The sequence below is a fragment of the Micromonospora sp. B11E3 genome (assembly GCF_039871625.1).
Taxonomy (GTDB): Bacteria; Actinomycetota; Actinomycetes; order Mycobacteriales; family Micromonosporaceae; genus Micromonospora.
This window is the reverse complement of record NZ_JBDPMC010000025.1, coordinates 1-16,550: the sequence shown is the minus strand read 5'-3', so window position 1 is coordinate 16,550 and position 16,550 is coordinate 1. Positions and strand designations below refer to the sequence as shown.

The following is a 16,550-nucleotide window of genomic DNA, read 5'->3' as shown; positions in this document are numbered from 1 at the left end:
CTCGGGTTCGACGGGTGCCAGAGGGAGCGGGACATCGACGTACCCGCTCGGGCCGCTCCGCCGCCCGGCCAACTCCGCCCGCCCCGGTGATCCCGCCCGGCTCCGGTGACCCCGCCCCGCTCCGGTGATCAAGAAGTTCGCGTCGGGCGCGACCGGGATTCTGACCGAAAGCTCTTGATCACCGAGGGCGGGCGCCCGGCGCAGGAGGCCGGACGGGGGCGGGGGCCGGACGGGGGCGGGGGCCGGACGGGGGCGAGGGGCCGGTCGGGGCAGGAGGCGGACGGGGGCAGGGGCCGGGCGTGCGGGGTTGGCGGGGTGGCGGGGTGGCGGGGCAGCCGGCGGGGGCGGGTCCGCGTGCCGCGTACCCTCAATAGCCGGTGACCTGCCCGCCCGCCCGGCCATGCCGGTGCGGCCCGGCGCCCGTCGAAGGGAAGACCATGAGCAACGAGCCCGGCGGCTCCAGCGCCGCGCAGCCGGACCGGCCGGACCGGCCGGACCGGCCGGTGGCGACCGTACCGGCCGAGCCGCGGCCGGCCGAGGAGGCCACCGCGCCGGCCGCCGAGGCGAAGCTCGACGACCGGGTCACCGCGCCGGGGCCGGACGACGAGGCCGGGAACGCCACGCCGGCGCGGGCCCCCGGGGCGATCGTGCTCGCGCCGCTGGCCGTGGGCTGGCTGGCCGCGATGCTGTGGTCCACCCGGGCCGCGATCCACTCCGCCGAGGCCGGGGTGACCGCGGTGAGCCTCTCCGCCTTCGCGCTGCCCGGGGTGATCTCGGCCGCGCTGGTCGCCGGCGGGGCGGTCGCCCTGGCGGTGACCAACCTGCTGGCCCGCCGCGGCGTGGACCGTGTCACCCCGCGCTTCGTCGTCGCGGTCGGCGCGGGCCTGCTGGTCGGGCTGGTCGCCGCGCTCGCGATCAACCTGACGTACTTCGACAACTCGACCACGAACGTGATCGCCGGCACCGCCGCCGCGGCGGCGATCATCGGCGGTGCGGCGGCCGGCGCGGGCAACGCGCGGGTGGCTGGGGCGGTGGTCACCGCCGCGCTCGCCGCACTCGTCTTCGTGGTGGCGTTCAGCCGCGCCCGGGACCCCCTGTTCGACCTGTTCGGCGCCGGCGACACCCAGGAGTCGATGGTCGGCGCCGCCAAATGGGTGTCCCGCACCGAGTCCCTGCTCGCCGGCCTGCTCGCCGGGGTGACGGCCTTCGGCTACCTGAGGTGGGCCCGGCGGCGGGCCGGGCGGCGGGACGAGGCCGCGCCGGCCCCCCGCTGGCCCGGCTACCTGCTCGCCGGCGCCGGCCCGGGCCTGCTCCTGCTGCTCGCCGAGATCGTCATCCGGGTCGGCGGACGGTCCCTGCTCGACCTGGCCGCCGCGCTCAGCGAGGCGGACGCGGTGGCGCAGACCTCCCTGGGCACCTCCCGGGTCGACAACGGCATCTGGGTGCTGTTCGTCGGGGCGCTCACCGCGCTCGTCGCGTTCGGCCGCACCCTCGGCCCGGCGACCCACGACGAAGAGGCCCTCGACGAGGCGGCGGCCCCGGCAGCGCCGCGCCGCTGACGGCGCGGCTCATCACCCGGGCATCGCCGATCTTGCAGTTTCGGCCCTCGATCTGGGCGATTTGCCCAGTTTGCCCGGGCAGTAAGTGCAAGATCGCGGGTGACGGCGGCCAGGGCGCCTAGCGCAGCAGTTGCTCCAGCTCCGTGACGTCGTACCACTCCAGCTCGTGGTCCTCGGCGCCGTCGACGGTGAACTGCGCGTCCGGGTCGCCGGCCAGCGCCTCGGCGGCGACGGCAGCGGCGGCGGAAACGTCGCCGACCGCGTCCTCGCCGTCGACGTGCAGCGCGGCGACCGCGGTCACCGGCACCGGGCGCACCACCCGGACGGCGCTGGAGCCCAGCACGTCGTCGGTGCGCCGCAGTGCCGAGGCGGGGACGTCCACCGAGACCACCACGCGCCGGCGGGGCGCCGCCGGGTCGGCCCGGAGCAGGAGCAGGGCGTCCTGGGCGGCCCGGGTGAACGCCACGTACTCCAGCTCCTCCTCGTCGCCCTCGACGTACCACTCCCGCAGGGACGGGGTGACCGCGTGCGCGTCCGTCTCGGGCAGGCCCTCGTTCCGCAGGCGGGCCAGCAGCGGCAGGATCGCCGGCACGTACACCCGGACAAGCTGGTCGGTCACGTCGTCTCTCCCGCTCCGCCTCCCGGGCCGGCGCGCGCCGGCCCGGGCGCCGATCATGCCGTACGCCGTGACCGTCATACACCCCGCACCCGCCGCACGGGAAGTCGCCGCGCGGCAGCCCGGAGCGTCGGCCCGCCCCGCGGACGGCGCCGATGTCGGCAGTGAGTGGCAAACTGAAGCAAACGACGCCAACCCCGGGGGTTTCCGTGGAGCCGAGGTTCCTGCTGCTCTCCGACGTGGCCGCCGAGCTGAACGTGTCGGACTCGCAGGTCTACCACATGGTGCGCAGCGGCGAGCTGCCCGCGATCAAGATCGGCGGGCGGGGGCAGTGGCGGGTGGAGCGGGCCCGCCTGGAGGAGTACATCCAGCGCAAGTACGACGAGACCGCCGAGTGGGTCCGGGGCAACCCGCTGACCGACCGCGACCCCGAGTAGCCACCCATCGCCCACGGCCATTGACCCCGGGCAGTGCCATGCCCGAGAATCGGCGCTATCGAAAGCAAACGAAGGCAAACGCAAGGATCGGGGGTAACGATGGCTGAATCACGCCGTCCCGGGCCGGCCCGTCCCGCCGTCCGGCTGCGCCCGGCGCCACCGGTCGACCCGCCCTGCACGGAGGAACCGGGCGACGGCTGGCCCCGCCCGGTCGCCGCCCAACTGGCCCTCGACCTGTTCGAGGCCCACCGGCGGGCACCCGCCCGGCCCGCCGGGCGGACGCACGGCCCCCGCCCCGCGCCGGGCGGCCCGGGGCGGAGCGGATCGTCGTTCCCGCCGGCCGCGCTGGTCACCGCCACCCCGGAGGCCACCCGGGCCGCCCAGCGGTTCGTCGCCACCTGCCTGGAGATCCTCAACGGGTACCGGCCGCTCGGGCAGATCCGCCCGATGAGCGAGCCGGCCCGCTCGGCGGACGTGGTGCAGGAGCTCGCCCGGGCTGCCGCCCGCACCGGCCCGGTGCGCCGCCGCTCGACCCGCCCGACGGTGCGGCTGCGCCGGCTGCGGGTCTGCGAGCCCCGACCCGCCGCGGTGGAGGCGGCCGCGGTCCTGGCCGGCGCCACCGGGCGCACCTGGGCCATGGCGCTGCGACTGGAGCACCGCCGGGGCCGCTGGCTCTGCACGGCGATGCAGGTCCTCTGACCGTTCCCGCCCCCGCCCGTCCCTCCCGCACCGTGACCAAGAGGTTTGCGTCGCGATGCGGCACCAGCGTTGACGCAAAGCTCTTGATCACCAAGGCGCGGGCGGGGGGTGCAGCACGGCAGCGGGCCCCGGCACCGCAGGTGCCAGGGCCCGTTCGCGCGTCGTACCGGGTCAGTTGCCGCCGTTGGCGGCGCCGTGGCAGCGCTTGTACTTGCGGCCGGAGCCGCAGGGGCAGGGCGCGTTGCGGGACGGACCGCCGGCGGTCTCCGCCTGGCCCGGCGTCGCCCGACGGGCGGAGGCGGCCGCGACGGCCTGGCCGCTGCCGCCGAACGCGGCGGGGACGCGGGGCGAGTCCGGCTTGGCCGGGGCCGCCGGCCGGGCCGTGCTCTCGGGGCGGCCGTGCCGCACCGGGGGCGCCTGCTCGTCGGCCCGCTCGACGCCGACCGCGCCGGCGCCGGCCTCGCCGTCGATGGTCGGGGCGGAGTACTGCAGGCCCTGTTGCTGCGGGGCGCGACCGAGGCCCTTGGCCCGGATCTCGACCGGCTTCTCCAGCAGCTGGACCTCCTCGGCCTCGGGCTCGGCCTCCTGGACCTGGACCTCGAGGTTGTAGAGGAAGCCGACCGTCTCCTCCTTGATGCCGTCCATCATGGTGGCGAACATGTCGAAGCCCTCGCGCTGGTACTCCACCACCGGGTCGCGCTGGGCGTACGCGCGCAGGCTGATGCCCTCCTGGAGGTAGTCCATCTCGTAGAGGTGCTCGCGCCACTTGCGGTCGATGACCTGCAGCAGCACCATCCGCTCCAGCTGGCGCACGCCCTCCTCGCCGAGCTGCTCCTCGCGCCGGTCGTACGCGGCGTGCGCGTCCTCCTTGAGGCGGGCGAGCAGGAAGTCCTGGTCCATGCCGGCCCGGGAGCCGACCTCCTCCTCCAGCTCCTCCAGCGTCACGCCCACCGGGTAGAGCTGCTTGAGGCTGGCCCAGAGCTGGTCGAGGTCCCAGTCCTCGGCGTACCCCTCGCTGGTGGCGCCGGTGACGTACGCCCCGACCACGTCGTCGATCATGTTGCGGACCTGGTCGGAGAGGTCCTCGCCGTTGAGCACCCGCAGCCGCTCGGCGTAGATGACCTGGCGCTGCTTGTTGAGCACCTCGTCGTACTTGAGGACGTTCTTGCGGATCTCGGCGTTCTGGCCCTCGATCTGGGCCTGGGCGCTCTTGATCTGGCGGGTGACCATCTTCGACTCGATGGGCACGTCCTCCGGGATGTTGAAGCGCTCCATCACGGCCTCGACCGCGCCGGCCCGGAACCGCTTCATCAGCTCGTCCTGGAGGGAGAGGTAGAAGCGGGACTCGCCCGGGTCACCCTGCCGGCCGGCCCGGCCGCGCAGCTGGTTGTCGATCCGCCGGGACTCGTGCCGCTCGGTGCCCAGCACGTAGAGCCCGCCGGCGGCGGCGACCTCCTCCGCCTCGGTGTCGCAGGCCTGCTTCCACTTGGGCAGGACCTCCTCCATCGCCTTGGCGTACTCCTCCGCCTGCTCGACCGGGTCGAGGCCGCGCTGGCGCAGCTCGCTGGCGGCGAGGAACTCGGCGTTGCCGCCGAGCAGGATGTCGGTGCCCCGGCCGGCCATGTTGGTGGCCACGGTGACCGCGCCCTTGCGCCCGGCCTGGGCGACGATCTCCGCCTCCTTGGCGTGGAACTTGGCGTTCAGCACGGAGTGCGGGATGCCCCGGCGGCGCAGCAGCTGGGAGATGATCTCGGAATTCTCCACCGAGACCGTGCCGACCAGCACGGGCTGACCCTGCTCGTGCCGCTCGGCGATGTCCTCGACCACGGCGTTGAACTTGGCCTTCTCGGTCTTGTAGATGACGTCCGGCCGGTCCTGCCGGACCATCGGCCGGTGGGTCGGGATGGTCACCACGCCGACCTTGTAGACCTTGTTGAACTCGCCCGCCTCGGTCTGGGCGGTACCGGTCATGCCGGAGAGCTTGTCGTAGAGGCGGAAGTAGTTCTGGAGGGTGATGGTGGCCAGGGTCTGGTTCTCCTGCTTGATCTCCACCCCCTCCTTGGCCTCGATCGCCTGGTGCATGCCCTCGTTGTAGCGGCGGCCGTGCAGGATGCGGCCGGTGAACTCGTCGACGATCAGGACCTCGCCCTCGTTGACGATGTAGTCCTTGTCGCGCTTGTAGAGCTCCTTGGCCTTGATCGCGTTGTTGAGGTAACCGACGAGGGGGGTGTTCACCGACTCGTAGAGGTTGTCGATGCCGAGCCGGTCCTCGACCTTGGCGACGCCCCGCTCGGTCACGGCGATGGTGCGCTTGGCGTAGTCGACCTCGTAGTCGCCCTCGCCGTCCTTGCCGGGCTGGAGCCGGGCCACCACCGTGGCGAACTCCTGGTACCAGCGGGCGGAGTGCTCGGCCGGGCCGGAGATGATCAGCGGCGTGCGGGCCTCGTCGATCAGGATGGAGTCGACCTCGTCGACCACCGCGAAGTTGTGCCCGCGCTGGACGAGCTCGTCCCTCGACCAGGCCATGTTGTCGCGCAGGTAGTCGAAGCCGAACTCGTTGTTGGTGCCGTAGGTGATGTCGCACTCGTACGCGGCGCGGTGCTCGCTGGCCGGCCGGTTCGGCAGGACGACGCCGACGGTGAGGCCGAGGAACTCGTGCACCCGGCCCATCCAGGCGGCGTCGCGCTGGGCCAGGTAGTCGTTGACCGTCACCACGTGCACGCCCTTGCCGGACAGCGCGTTGAGATAGACCGGCATGACCGAGGTCAGGGTCTTGCCCTCACCAGTCTTCATCTCCGCGATGTTGCCGAAGTGCAGCGCCGCGCCGCCCATCACCTGGACGTCGTACGGGCGCTGCCCCAGCACCCGGGCGGCCGCCTCCCGGCACACCGCGAACGCCTCGGGCAGCAGGTCGTCGAGGGTCTCGCCGTCGGCCAGCCGCTCCCTGAACTGCACGGTCATCTCGCGCAGCTCGGCGTCGGTGAGGTTGACGTAGTCGTCCTCGATCGAGTTGACGGCGGCCGCGATGGCCTTGAGCCGGCGCACCATGCGGCCCTCGCCGGCGCGGAGGACCTTTTCCAGAATCGACACGGATCAACGCTCCCCTAGACAGTCTCGAACCATCGTAGGCGCTCTGTCGGCGTGATGGTCACTGGTGGCGGCGGTCTGACCGGTCGAACCCGACATAACACTCGGGGCGCGGGCGACCGGCGGCGAATATCCGGTTACGCCCAGCGCGAACGATCCGGCACGATGGGTCAGGTGGAGCCCGTGGAGATCACCGAGGAAGGCCTGCTGCTGCGCCCCTGGCGGGAGGCGGACGCGGACGCCGTGCACCGCGCGTGTCAGGACCCGGACGTCCAGCGCTGGACCACCGTACCCCGGCCGTACCTGCCCGAACACGCCCAAGCCTTCGTCACCGACATCAGCCGGGCGGCCTGGCGGGACGGCACCGGCGCCCCGTTCGCCGTCTGCGACGCCGGCACCGGCGAACTGCTCGCCTCCTGCGGCCTCGTGTCGCTGGACGGGGCCACCGACACCGGCGAGGTCGGCTACTGGGTGGCGCCGTGGGCCCGGGGCCGGGGCGTCGCCGTCCGGGCCACCCGGGCGGTCGCCCGGTGGGCGTTCGACGCGCTCAAGCTGCGCCGGCTGATCTGGCAGGCCGAGATCGGCAACCACGCGTCCCGGCTGGTCGCCCTCCGCAGCGGGTTCCGGGTGGAGGGTGAGCTGCGGCTGGCCTGCCCCGCGCCGGGAGGCCGCCGGGAGGGCTGGATCGGCTCGCTGTTCCCCGACGAACTGCCCGGCCCAGCCGATCCCGGCCCGGCCGGCAGCGTCGAGGCCCGCCGGACGGCCGTCTTCGGCCGCCCCCAGCCCACCCTGTTCGCCACCGTCCGGGGCGCGGAGCTGCGGCTGCGGCCGATGGAGGAGCGCGACCTGGACGCGATCGTCCGGACCTGCCGGGACCCGCACACGATCGCGTGGACCACCGTCCCGGCCCCGTACGAGCGGGCGCACGCCGAGGGGTTCAAGCGCGACTTCGCCGAGGCGGCCTGGGCGCGGGGCACCGGGGCGTACTTCGCGATCGCCGACGCCGACGACCGCTACGTCGGCTCGGTCGACCTGCGGATTTCGGCCGGCGACCCGGCGCAGGGCTCGGTCGGCTTCATGACCGCGCCGCACGCCCGGGGGCGGGGCTACATGCCGGCGGCGACCGCCGCCCTGGCCGCGTGGGGCTTCACCACCCTCGGCCTGGCCCGCGTGGAGTGGCGGGCGGTCGTCGGCAACACGGCGTCCCGCCGGGTGGCCGAGAAGGTCGGCTTCACCCTGGAGGGCGTCGCCCGGGGCGCGCTCGTCGACCGGGACGGCGGCCGGGTCGACGCCTGGGTCGCCTCGCTGCTCCCCGGGGACCTGGCATGATCGCGCCGCCCCGGCTGGTCGAGGCCCATGGGGTCCGGCTGCGACCGTTCCGCCCCGACGACGCGGCGGACACGGCGGCGGGCTGCGCCGACCCGCTCACCCAGCGGTTCCTGGCCGGGCTGCCGAGTCCGTACACCGAGGCCGACGCCCGATGGTGGATCACCGAGGGCGCCCCGGCGGCCTGGGCCGGCGGCGGGGCCGCGTACGCGATCGCCGACCCGGCGACGGACCGGCTGCTCGGCACGATCGGCCTGAGCAACCCGGTGCCGGCCCGGGGGCAGGCGGAGATCGGCTACTGGGTCGCCCCCTGGGGGCGCCGGCGCGGAATCGCCACCGGCGCGACCCGGGCGCTGGCCGAGGCGGCCTTCGCGCACGGCGCGGCCCGGCTGGAGCTGCTCACCCACGCCGAGAACGCCCCCAGCCAGCGGGTCGCGCTCGCCGCCGGGTTCCGCCACGAGGGGGTACGCCGCGCGGCCGGCACGACGCGCGACGACGGCCGACACGACCTGACCTGCTGGGTACGGCTGGCCGGCGACCCGCCCGGGCCGACGACCCGGACGCTGCCCGACCTGCCCGGCGGTCGGCTCACCGACGGTGTGGTGGCCCTGCGCCGGGTCGGTCCCGAGGACGTGCCGGGGATGCACCGGCTGCACACCCGGCCCGAGGTGGTCGCCAGCCGGGTGCCGCCGGAGCTGCCGTCGTACGCCGACATCGAGCGGCGCTGCCGGCTGACGGAGAGCCAATGGCTGACCGGCCGCGGCGCCGACCTGGCGATCCTGGACGCGACGACCGGGGAACTGGTCGGGGGGTGCGCGCTGTACCACGACGAGCCGAGCACCGGGCAGGCCATGATCGGCTACAGCATGCTGCCCGCCGCGCGGGGCCGAGGCCTCGCCACCCGGGCGGTACGCCTCGTCGCCGGCTGGGCGTTCGACCAGGTCGGGATCGCACGGATCTGGGCCGGCACCCGACCGGAGAACGTGGCCTCGCAGCGGGTGCTGGAGAAGGCCGGCTTCCGGCGCGAGGGCCTGATGCGCGGCCGGCTGCCCGGCGCCGGGGGCGAGCGCGTCGACACCGTGCTCTACGGCCTGCTCGCCACGGACCCTCCCCGCTGACCCGGTGGGCCAGCGGGGAGGCCGGTGAGGGGGTCAGGCTTCGAGGGAGATGATGCCGTAGTCGTAGGCGTGGCGACGGTAGACGACGCTGGGGCGGCCGGACTCCTTGTCGTGGAACAGGTAGAAGTCGTGCCCGACGAGTTCCATCTGGAACAGCGCGTCGTCGACCGTCATCGGCTCGGCGGGATGGACCTTCGCCCGGGCGATGTGCCAGGGCTGGTCGTCGTACTCGTCCTCCTCGGCCCGCTCGGCGACGGCGGTGGCCGTGCCGCCCGGCTGGGCCAGAGCCCCGGCCAACTGGTCGAGGCCGGCGACCGGCAGGCCGGCGGTGGCCGCGGCGACGGAGATCGGCGCGTGCCGGCCGCGGTGGACCCGGCGGCGGTCCGCCGCCCGGCGCAGGCGGGTGTCCAGCTTGGCGATCGCGGCGTCGAGCGCGCTGTAGAAATCGTTGGTGCACGCCTCGGCCCGGATCACCGGGCCCCGGGAGACGCACGTTATCTCGACCCGCTGGCAATGGTCGGACTGGCGCGGATTGCGCTCGTGGAACAACTCGACATCGACGCGAATAAGTTTGTGGTCGTAGCGTTCGATCTTCGCGAGCTTCTCGGCTACGTGTACCCGGTAATGATCCGGGACCTCGACGTTGCGGCCCTTGACCACGATGTCCACGTGACCTCCCTTGTTCGGACGGTCGTTCGATCCGGAAATCCGGTCGACTCGCCCGCAGGGAGGCCCCCCGTTCAGGCGTCGACCGGTTGGTACGGCTACGCCTCCTCTCACCGCCGGCGGCGGGTGGGAACGCCCCTCCTACCCCCGACAGGGCAACGCTAACCCGTGCACGGCCGCCAGTCACCCCAAGTCGCCGGAAAGCCTCTTCATTCTTCACAGCTCATACACCTACGGGTGAAATGAGAACACGGAGGGTCACAATCTCCGGCGCCTCTCGGTCGCGGCGAGCACCGCGGCGACGCTGGGTGAGAGTCCGCTCGCGGTCAGCACCCGGCTCACGGCGGCGAGGGTGACCCCCGTCGTGACGATGTCGTCGAGCACGACGACCGCCGGCCGGGAAGCCCCACGCGGGGGCCCGACGGCGGCGGGCCCGGCCCGGGGGCGGAACGCGGCCTCCGCGGCCCGGGCCCGTCCGGCGCTGTCGAGGGTGACCGAGTCCGGTCGGGGCAGCGCGCGCAGCGGCCGCACCACCCGTACGGGCCAGCCGGCCCGCCGCAGCCGCGCCGCCGCGTGCCGGGCCAGCCGGCCCAGGTGGTCGCCGTAGCGGGCGCGGGCCGCCGCCGCGGTGTCGGGCACCGGGACCAGCAGCACCTCGCGCGCCGGGCCCGACCCCAGCGCCTCGGCCACCACCTCGGCGAGCAGCCCGCCCAGCGGACGCGCCAGCCCGTGCCGGCCGCGTTCCTTGTACGCCAGCAGCGCCTCCCGCAGCGGCCCGGCGTACGGGCCCAGGGCGACGCAGGGTGGCAGGCCGGGCGGCGCCGGGGTCGGGCGGGCCGGCCGGGGCCGCAGCGCCTCCAGGGCCGCCACGCAGCCGGGGCAGAACCCGTGCCGGGTGGCGGGGCGCTCCCGGCACCCCGCGCACTCCGCCGGCAGCACCAGGTCGGTGAGGTCCGCCCAGAGCCCGCCGACGCCGCGCACCCCGGGCCTCAGTAGAGGAAGAAGGGCGCGGTCGGGTTGCCGGCCTGGACCCCGGCCGGCGGCGGGGCCACGTTCAGCACCTCGTCCCGCTTGATCGTGTCGTACGGATTGTTGCGGTACGCCACGCCGTTCGCCTCGTACATCAGGTTGCCGCCGGAGAACGGCGCCACCGGGTTGAGCGGGTACGCCGACAAATGGGTGACCCGGGCGCCGATGTCCTTCTTCAGGGGCGTCTGCCGCGCGCCGTCCACGCTGATCTCGTACACCGCCGGCCGGCCCGCCGCGCCGGCCAGGTACAGCACGTTCTCCCCGCCCCAGTCGACGGCGGACAGGTCGGTCAGTGACGTGACCAGGCGGCGGGCCGGGCCCACGGAGACCACCCCGCCGTCCAGGTTCACCGCCGCGACGTACAGGGCACCGCCGACGATCACCGCGATCCGGTGCCCGTCCAGCGAGGCCGCCACCGCGGAAACCGTCCCCTCCACCGTGAGCGGCACGGCGCGAAGCTGGGCGTTCGCGTCGAACCGGTAGAGCCGGCCGTCGGCGACCACCAGCCCCTGCGGCCGCTGCGGGTCGGCCGAGCGCAGCCAGACCGGGCGGCCCATCGAGGCGTACGCGTCGATGCTGTGCGGGGCCTGCGCCTGACCGCCGATCACCAGCCGGCGCCGCTGGTCGGCGCCGGCGGTGACCAGGGCAGCGAGCACGCCGCCCGGGGACCGGCTGAACCCGGCCGAGACGATGCCCTTGTTCGCCGCCGCCGCGATGGGCGGCTCGATGGACGCCACGCCGCTCGATTCGCCGGCGAAGGAGAGCCGGTGCACCGCCCCCTCGTAGACGCAGAACCGCTGCGGGTCCTTCACCGGGTAGGCCGCATGCGACAGCCGGTACGCCCGGAGGTCGGGCACGGTCTGCCGGGACTGGTTGCGGATCTTCAGCTCCAGCCCGGCGTGCAGCGGCGGCAGGGACCAGACCAGCTGCTGCACGAGTTGTTCCACCCGCCGGTCGTCGGCGTCGGGCATGTCGAGGTTGACCTCCCACTGGCCGTCCGTCTCGGTCGCGTTGTTGATCAACCGGGTGCCGTCGGGCAGTCGGCTCGTCCCCGGCAGCAGCCACTCGGACGGCCCGGCCGTCAGCCACCGCACCACCTCGGTGACCAGCCGTTCGTCGGACAGCGTGGAGGGTAGGTAGCGCTGGTCGGGCACGAGGCGGGTGCGGCCGGTGTTCCAGAAGTAGACGAGGTGGGTCTTGTAGTACCGCGCGAGCGCCTCGTCGCTGAGCAGCAGCGCGTTGGGCGGCGGGTCGGTGACGTAGTAGCTGGACTCCGGCCGCTCCTCCTGCGCGAGGCGCAGCCGGAACTGGTACTCGGTCTCGGTGGCCACCGGCGGCACGAGGGTGCCGTCGGCGCGCAGCAGGCCGATCTGCTGCACCCGGAGGGTGACGGTGGTGCCGTCGGTGGAGTCGGTGATGACCGGCGGCTCCAGCAGCCGCACCACGTTCAGGGCCACCTCGCTGGCCTGCTTGTCCTGGATCCGGTCGCGCCTCTCCGGGGCGACGAACTGCTTGACCCGGTAGTAGGCCTTGTCCGGCTCGCCCGCCGCGGCGGAGAGGAAGTTCTTGACGAAGGCCGCCCGGTCGTCCCCGCTCGCCAACCGGCTCGGCGGCTCGTCCGGCCGGTAGCTCGACGAGCCCGGCCGGGCGGCGTTGACCTGCCCGCCGACCCTGACCGAGGACTCCTCGGGAATGCCACAGCCGACCAGCCCGGCGAGCAGCAGCGCCGCGCCGAGCGCGCCGGCCAGCCCACGGCACCGCCTCACGATCCCACCTCCGCGCGGTCGTCGACGCCGGGCGCGGGCCCGACGGCGAGGGCGCCGCCGGGGCCGGGGCCGATGGCCAGCAGGCCGCCGGCGCGAGGGCCGCCGAACGGCAGGGTGGCGTCGGCGGGAACCAGCCGCAGCGGGGACGTGGTCAGCCGGTCGCCGGCGCGGGCCGGCAGGGTGAGCCGGAACTGGGCCCCCTGCCCGGGCGCGCCCCACGCCTCCAGCCAGCCGCCGTGCAGCCGGGCGTCCTCCAGGCTGATGGACAGGCCGAGGCCCGTGCCGCCGGTCTGCCGCGCCCGCGACGGGTCGGCCCGCCAGAACCGGTTGAAGACCAGCTTCTCCTCGCCCGGCTTGAGCCCCACCCCGCGGTCCCGGACGGTGATCGCGACGGCCGTCTCGTCCTGCCCGAGGGCGATCCGCACGGGCTTGCCCTCACCGTGCTCGACGGCGTTGCCGACCAGGTTGCGCAGCACCCGCTCGACGCGGCGCGGGTCCACCTCGGCGATCACCGGGGCGTCCGGCACGTCCAGCTCGATGGGCACCCCGATCCGCTCGGCGAGCCCGGCCAGCCTGTCGACGACCCGGTGCACCACCGGCACCAGGTCCGTCGGCTCGGCGTCCAGCACGGCGAACCCGGCGTCGAAGCGGCTGATCTCCAGCAGGTCGGTGAGCAGTTCCTCGAAGCGGTCCAGCTCGGCCTGCAGCAGCTCGGCGCTGCGGGCCACGGCCGGGTCGAACTCCTCCCGCTCGGCGAAGATCAGATCGGCGGCCATCCGGACCGTGGTCAGCGGGGTACGCAGCTCGTGCGAGACGTCGGAGGTGAACCGGCGCTGCAGCCGGGACATCTCCTCCAGCCGGAGGATCTGCCGTTGCAGGTTCGTCGCCATCTGGTTGAACGAGGCGGCCAGCAGGGCCAGGTCGTCCTCGCCGCTGACCACCATCCGCTGGTCGAGCAGGCCGGCGCTGAGCCGCTGGGCCGTCCGGGCGGCCACCCGCACCGGGCTCACCACCAGCCGGGTGACCAGGGCGGCGAGCAGGCCGAGCAGGAGCACGAGGGCGACCCCGGTGGCCACCACCGCGGCCCGGGCGTCGCGGGCGGTGGCGTCCTGCCGGGTCAGCGGGACGAGGTAGTAGAGCTCCACTCCCCCGTCGAACTGGGTCGGCACCGGCGAGCCGTACACCAGGTACTTCGTCTTCGGCTGGCCTGCCAGCTCGCCCGTGCGGATCTGGCTGGCGATGTTGCCGGCGGCGACCGAGGCCCGCAGTTCCCGGCTGATCAGCGGCCCGACCCGGACGTCCGGGGAGAAGCGCGGCTTGATGATGCCCGACTTGTCGGCGATGATCCCCACCACCACGCCGCTGGTCTGCTGCGGGTCGCCGCCGGCCAGGTAGTTGACCGTGCCGTCGATGGTCTCCTGGAGCTGGGCCTCCTGCGGCTGGCTGTAGAGGCTGAGCTGCTTGGCGGCGTAGTCGCTGCCGCTGCTCAGCCGCAGCCGCACGTCGGTCTCGGCGTTCTCCAGCAGAATGCTGGTGATCTTGTCGGCGATCAGGTACGCGAACCCGCCGACCAGCAGGCTTGAGGTGACCAGCGTGATGGTCACCACCCGCAACTGCAACGAGCGGCGCCAGGTCGCGCGCATGCCGGCGGCCAGGCCGGCCACCCGGCCCGCCAGCGCACGCCACAGCTTTCGCACGGCGGGCGGCCGGCGGGTGACCGGGGACGGTGGGCTGGGGGCCGGGGAGGTGGTCACGGTGTGACCAGGCTATCCGGTCCCCGCCTTGTAGCCCACGCCCCGCACTGTGAGGATGATTTCCGGTCGCTCCGGATCGGGCTCGATCTTGGCCCGCAGCCGCTGCACGTGCACGTTCACCAGCCGGGTGTCGGCGGCGTGCCGGTAGCCCCAGACCTGCTCCAGCAGCACCTCGCGGGTGAAGACCTGACGCGGCTTGCGGGCGAGGGCGACCAGCAGGTCGAACTCCAGCGGCGTCAGCTTCACCTCCTCGCCGTTGCGGCTCACGGCGTGCGCGGGCACGTCGATCGTGATCTGGTTGCCGGGCGGCCCGATGGTGAGCATCTCCGGGGCCGCGTCCTCGCCCCGGCGCAGCCGGGCGCGCATCCGGGCCACCAGCTCCTTGGGCTTGAACGGCTTCACCACGTAGTCGTCCGCGCCCGACTCCAGCCCGAGGACCACGTCGACCGTGTCGCTCTTCGCGGTCAGCATGACGATCGGCACGCCGGACTCGGCCCGGATCGCCCGCGCCGCGTCGATGCCGCTCATCCCGGGCAGCATCAGGTCCAGCAGGACGATGTCGGGCCGGTTCTCGCGGAACGCGGCCAGGGCGCGTTCCCCGTCGGCGACGAACGAGGGCAGGAAACCCTCGCTGCGCAGGACGATGCCGAGCATCTCGGCGAGGGCGGGGTCGTCGTCGACCACCAGTACCCGGGCTCTCATGGGATTAATATTTCCATCCCCGTTCGATTCGGTGGGATCGGCGTCGCCCGGGACGGGCCGGGGTCCGGTCGGCCGGGCTGGGCCTCACCCGGTGACGGTAGTGCCGGATGGCCCTCCACCGTACGTCCACCGCGTGCCGCGACGCGACCCGTGCCGGGCGGTGGTGCACACGGGGGTGGCGGACTGATCGCGGCTCCGCGGCCGGAAACCGCCGGGCCCGCCGCCGCCGACCGCCGGCCGGTGTGCGGGTCCACCGCCGCGCACCGGCCGTGTCACCATGATCGGTGCGGGTGCCGCGAGCCGGCGGCCACCGCCAGCCGTCCTCCAGGAGTACGCGTGCCAGACGTCGGCCCGACAGCCGTGCTCCCGAGCCGTCCGCTCACGGTCGGGGAGGTGCTCGACTCCGCCGTCCTGCTGCTGCGGCAGCACGCCCGGGTGTTGATCCCGGCCGGCGTCGTCCTGGCCGCGGCCGAGCAGCTGCTGCTGTATCCGCTACGGATCGCCGCCGGGGCCCGGCCGCCCGGGTTCGCGTTCCAGCTCGAGCAACTCGCCCCGTACTGGCTGCTGCTGGCCGTGGGCGCGGCGACCGAGGCGATGATCGTCCTGCTGCTCGGCAACCCGGCCGCCCGGGCCGCCGGGGCCGCCCTGCTCGGGCGTGCCGCCCGCCCCGGTGAGCTGCTCCGGCCCGCCGGGGCCCGGTACGGGGCGACCGTCGCGCTCGCCCTGCTGGCCGGCGCGGCGATGGTGGTCCTTGCCCTGCTCGGGCCGGGCTGGCTGGTCGGCTGGGCGCTGCTGGGCTCGGTCGCCTCGGCACTGGTCGTCGACCGGGTCACCGCGCCCCGGGCGCCGCTGCGCGCGGCCGCGCTCGCGCTGCGCGCCGGTTGCCGGGCCGCCGCCGTCCGGCTGCTCGGATACCTGGCCTGGTGGATCGTCCGGGTCGGGCTGGCGCTCGGCGGCTTCTACGGGCTACGCGCCCTGGGCGTACTCGACCTGTCCGACCCGGCCTGGGCCGCGCCGGTCGCCGGCATCCTCTGGGGCGCCGTGAACGCCGTCGCCTACCCGGCGCTGGCCTGCCTCGACGCGGTGCTGCACCTGGAGGGTCGAATGCGGACGGAGGGGCTGGACATCCGGCTCTCCCGGGCTCCGGCGGGCCGCACCGAGCCGGCGCTGCTGGCGGCCGACCGGTGAGCGCCAGCCGGTGGTGGACCGAGGCGGTCGCGGCGCTCGGCGACCTCGTGCCGCTGCCGCTGGCCACGCTGCTCCTGCTGCTGGCGGCGGGGCTGGTCGCGCTCGGCTGGTACCACTTCCCGGCCTGGGTGCCCCGCCGCCTGCCCCGGCTGCCCCGCCTGCGTCGGCCGCGCCTGGCCCGGCTGAGGCTCCCCCGCCCTCGGTGGCCCCGGCGACGTCGGCGGGGCGGGCCGGCCCTCGCCGGGCCGGAATCCACCCCGACCGGTCCCGCCCCGCCGGCCGATGCGGGCCCCCTCGCCGATCGGCTGGCGGCGCAGGGCCGCTACGCCGAGGCGGTCCGGGAGCGGCTGCGGGGCATGATCGGCGAGCTGGTGGCCGAGCGGGTGGTGGAGCAGCGCCCGGGGATGACGGTCGCGGAGCTGACCGCCGCGGCCACGGCCGGCCGGCCCCCGGTCGGCCCGCCGCTCACCGGCGCCGCCGCGATCTTCTCCGAGATCTGGTACGCCCACCGCCCCGCCTCGCCCGCCCACGACGCTCGCATGCGGGAACTCGCCGAGGCCCTGCACCACGCCCTAACCCTGCCCCCCACCCCCACCCCTCCGC

Annotated in this window: 14 protein-coding genes; 7 read left to right on the top strand and 7 right to left on the bottom strand. The window is 74.6% G+C overall.

The window, feature by feature from the left end; genetic code table 11:
• Positions 1-437 precede the first annotated feature (437 nt).
• Positions 438-1,559 (top strand): hypothetical protein, encoded by a 1,122-nt coding sequence (locus ABGB16_RS15125; RefSeq protein WP_347668673.1) that lies wholly within the window; start codon positions 438-440, stop codon positions 1,557-1,559.
• Positions 1,560-1,677: 118 nt separating this feature from the next.
• Here ABGB16_RS15125 and ABGB16_RS15120 read toward each other — a convergent pair whose 3' ends face one another.
• Positions 1,678-2,178, bottom strand: a complete 501-nt coding sequence (locus ABGB16_RS15120; protein ID WP_347668672.1) for a hypothetical protein — start codon at positions 2,176-2,178, stop codon at positions 1,678-1,680.
• Between the two features lie 206 nt (positions 2,179-2,384).
• Here ABGB16_RS15120 and ABGB16_RS15115 point away from each other — a divergent pair, with 206 nt between their 5' ends.
• Positions 2,385-2,612 carry a helix-turn-helix domain-containing protein gene (locus ABGB16_RS15115; protein ID WP_145775344.1) on the top strand — a complete coding sequence of 76 codons (228 nt, stop codon included), beginning with the start codon at positions 2,385-2,387 and terminating at the stop codon, positions 2,610-2,612.
• 99 nt (positions 2,613-2,711) lie between these two features.
• Positions 2,712-3,311 carry an Rv3235 family protein gene (locus ABGB16_RS15110; RefSeq protein WP_347668671.1) on the top strand — a complete coding sequence of 200 codons (600 nt, stop codon included), beginning with the start codon at positions 2,712-2,714 and terminating at the stop codon, positions 3,309-3,311.
• A 171-nt stretch (positions 3,312-3,482) separates the two neighbouring features.
• On the opposite strand, the gene secA is transcribed toward ABGB16_RS15110, so the two are convergent.
• Complete coding sequence (gene secA, locus ABGB16_RS15105) at positions 3,483-6,401, bottom strand: preprotein translocase subunit SecA (RefSeq protein ID WP_347668670.1); 2,919 nt, start codon at positions 6,399-6,401, stop codon at positions 3,483-3,485.
• Between the two features lie 162 nt (positions 6,402-6,563).
• On the opposite strand from secA, the gene ABGB16_RS15100 reads away from it, so the two are divergent.
• On the top strand, positions 6,564-7,727 hold the full coding sequence (locus ABGB16_RS15100; RefSeq protein ID WP_347668669.1) for a GNAT family N-acetyltransferase: 1,164 nt from the start codon (positions 6,564-6,566) through the stop codon (positions 7,725-7,727).
• Positions 7,724-8,842, top strand: a complete 1,119-nt coding sequence (locus ABGB16_RS15095) for a GNAT family N-acetyltransferase (protein WP_347668668.1) — start codon at positions 7,724-7,726, stop codon at positions 8,840-8,842. Before ABGB16_RS15100 ends, ABGB16_RS15095 begins: the two co-directional genes overlap by 4 nt.
• A gap of 33 nt (positions 8,843-8,875) precedes the next feature.
• On the opposite strand, the gene raiA is transcribed toward ABGB16_RS15095, so the two are convergent.
• The 5 genes from raiA to mtrA form a co-directional block, all read right to left on the bottom strand.
• Positions 8,876-9,511 carry a ribosome-associated translation inhibitor RaiA gene (gene raiA / locus ABGB16_RS15090; RefSeq protein WP_347668667.1) on the bottom strand — a complete coding sequence of 212 codons (636 nt, stop codon included), beginning with the start codon at positions 9,509-9,511 and terminating at the stop codon, positions 8,876-8,878.
• Positions 9,512-9,766: 255 nt separating this feature from the next.
• Positions 9,767-10,489, bottom strand: a complete 723-nt coding sequence (locus ABGB16_RS15085) for a ComF family protein (protein ID WP_347668666.1) — start codon at positions 10,487-10,489, stop codon at positions 9,767-9,769.
• 8 nt (positions 10,490-10,497) lie between these two features.
• Complete coding sequence (locus ABGB16_RS15080; protein WP_347668665.1) at positions 10,498-12,303, bottom strand: LpqB family beta-propeller domain-containing protein; 1,806 nt, start codon at positions 12,301-12,303, stop codon at positions 10,498-10,500.
• Positions 12,300-13,946 (bottom strand): MtrAB system histidine kinase MtrB, encoded by a 1,647-nt coding sequence (mtrB, locus tag ABGB16_RS15075; RefSeq protein WP_347668735.1) that lies wholly within the window; start codon positions 13,944-13,946, stop codon positions 12,300-12,302. Before mtrB ends, ABGB16_RS15080 begins: the two co-directional genes overlap by 4 nt.
• 123 nt (positions 13,947-14,069) lie before the next feature.
• Positions 14,070-14,759: an MtrAB system response regulator MtrA gene (gene mtrA, locus ABGB16_RS15070; RefSeq protein WP_347668664.1), complete on the bottom strand. Its 690-nt coding sequence runs from the start codon at positions 14,757-14,759 to the stop codon at positions 14,070-14,072.
• A 336-nt stretch (positions 14,760-15,095) separates the two neighbouring features.
• Between mtrA and ABGB16_RS15065 the strand changes: the two genes are divergently transcribed.
• Together ABGB16_RS15065 and ABGB16_RS15060 are read left to right on the top strand one after the other, a co-directional pair.
• Complete coding sequence (locus ABGB16_RS15065) at positions 15,096-15,947, top strand: hypothetical protein (protein WP_347668663.1); 852 nt, start codon at positions 15,096-15,098, stop codon at positions 15,945-15,947.
• Positions 15,944-16,550: DUF4129 domain-containing protein (locus ABGB16_RS15060; protein ID WP_347668662.1), on the top strand; the 607-nt coding region annotated here is incomplete at its 3' end. The genes ABGB16_RS15065 and ABGB16_RS15060, both read left to right, overlap by 4 nt.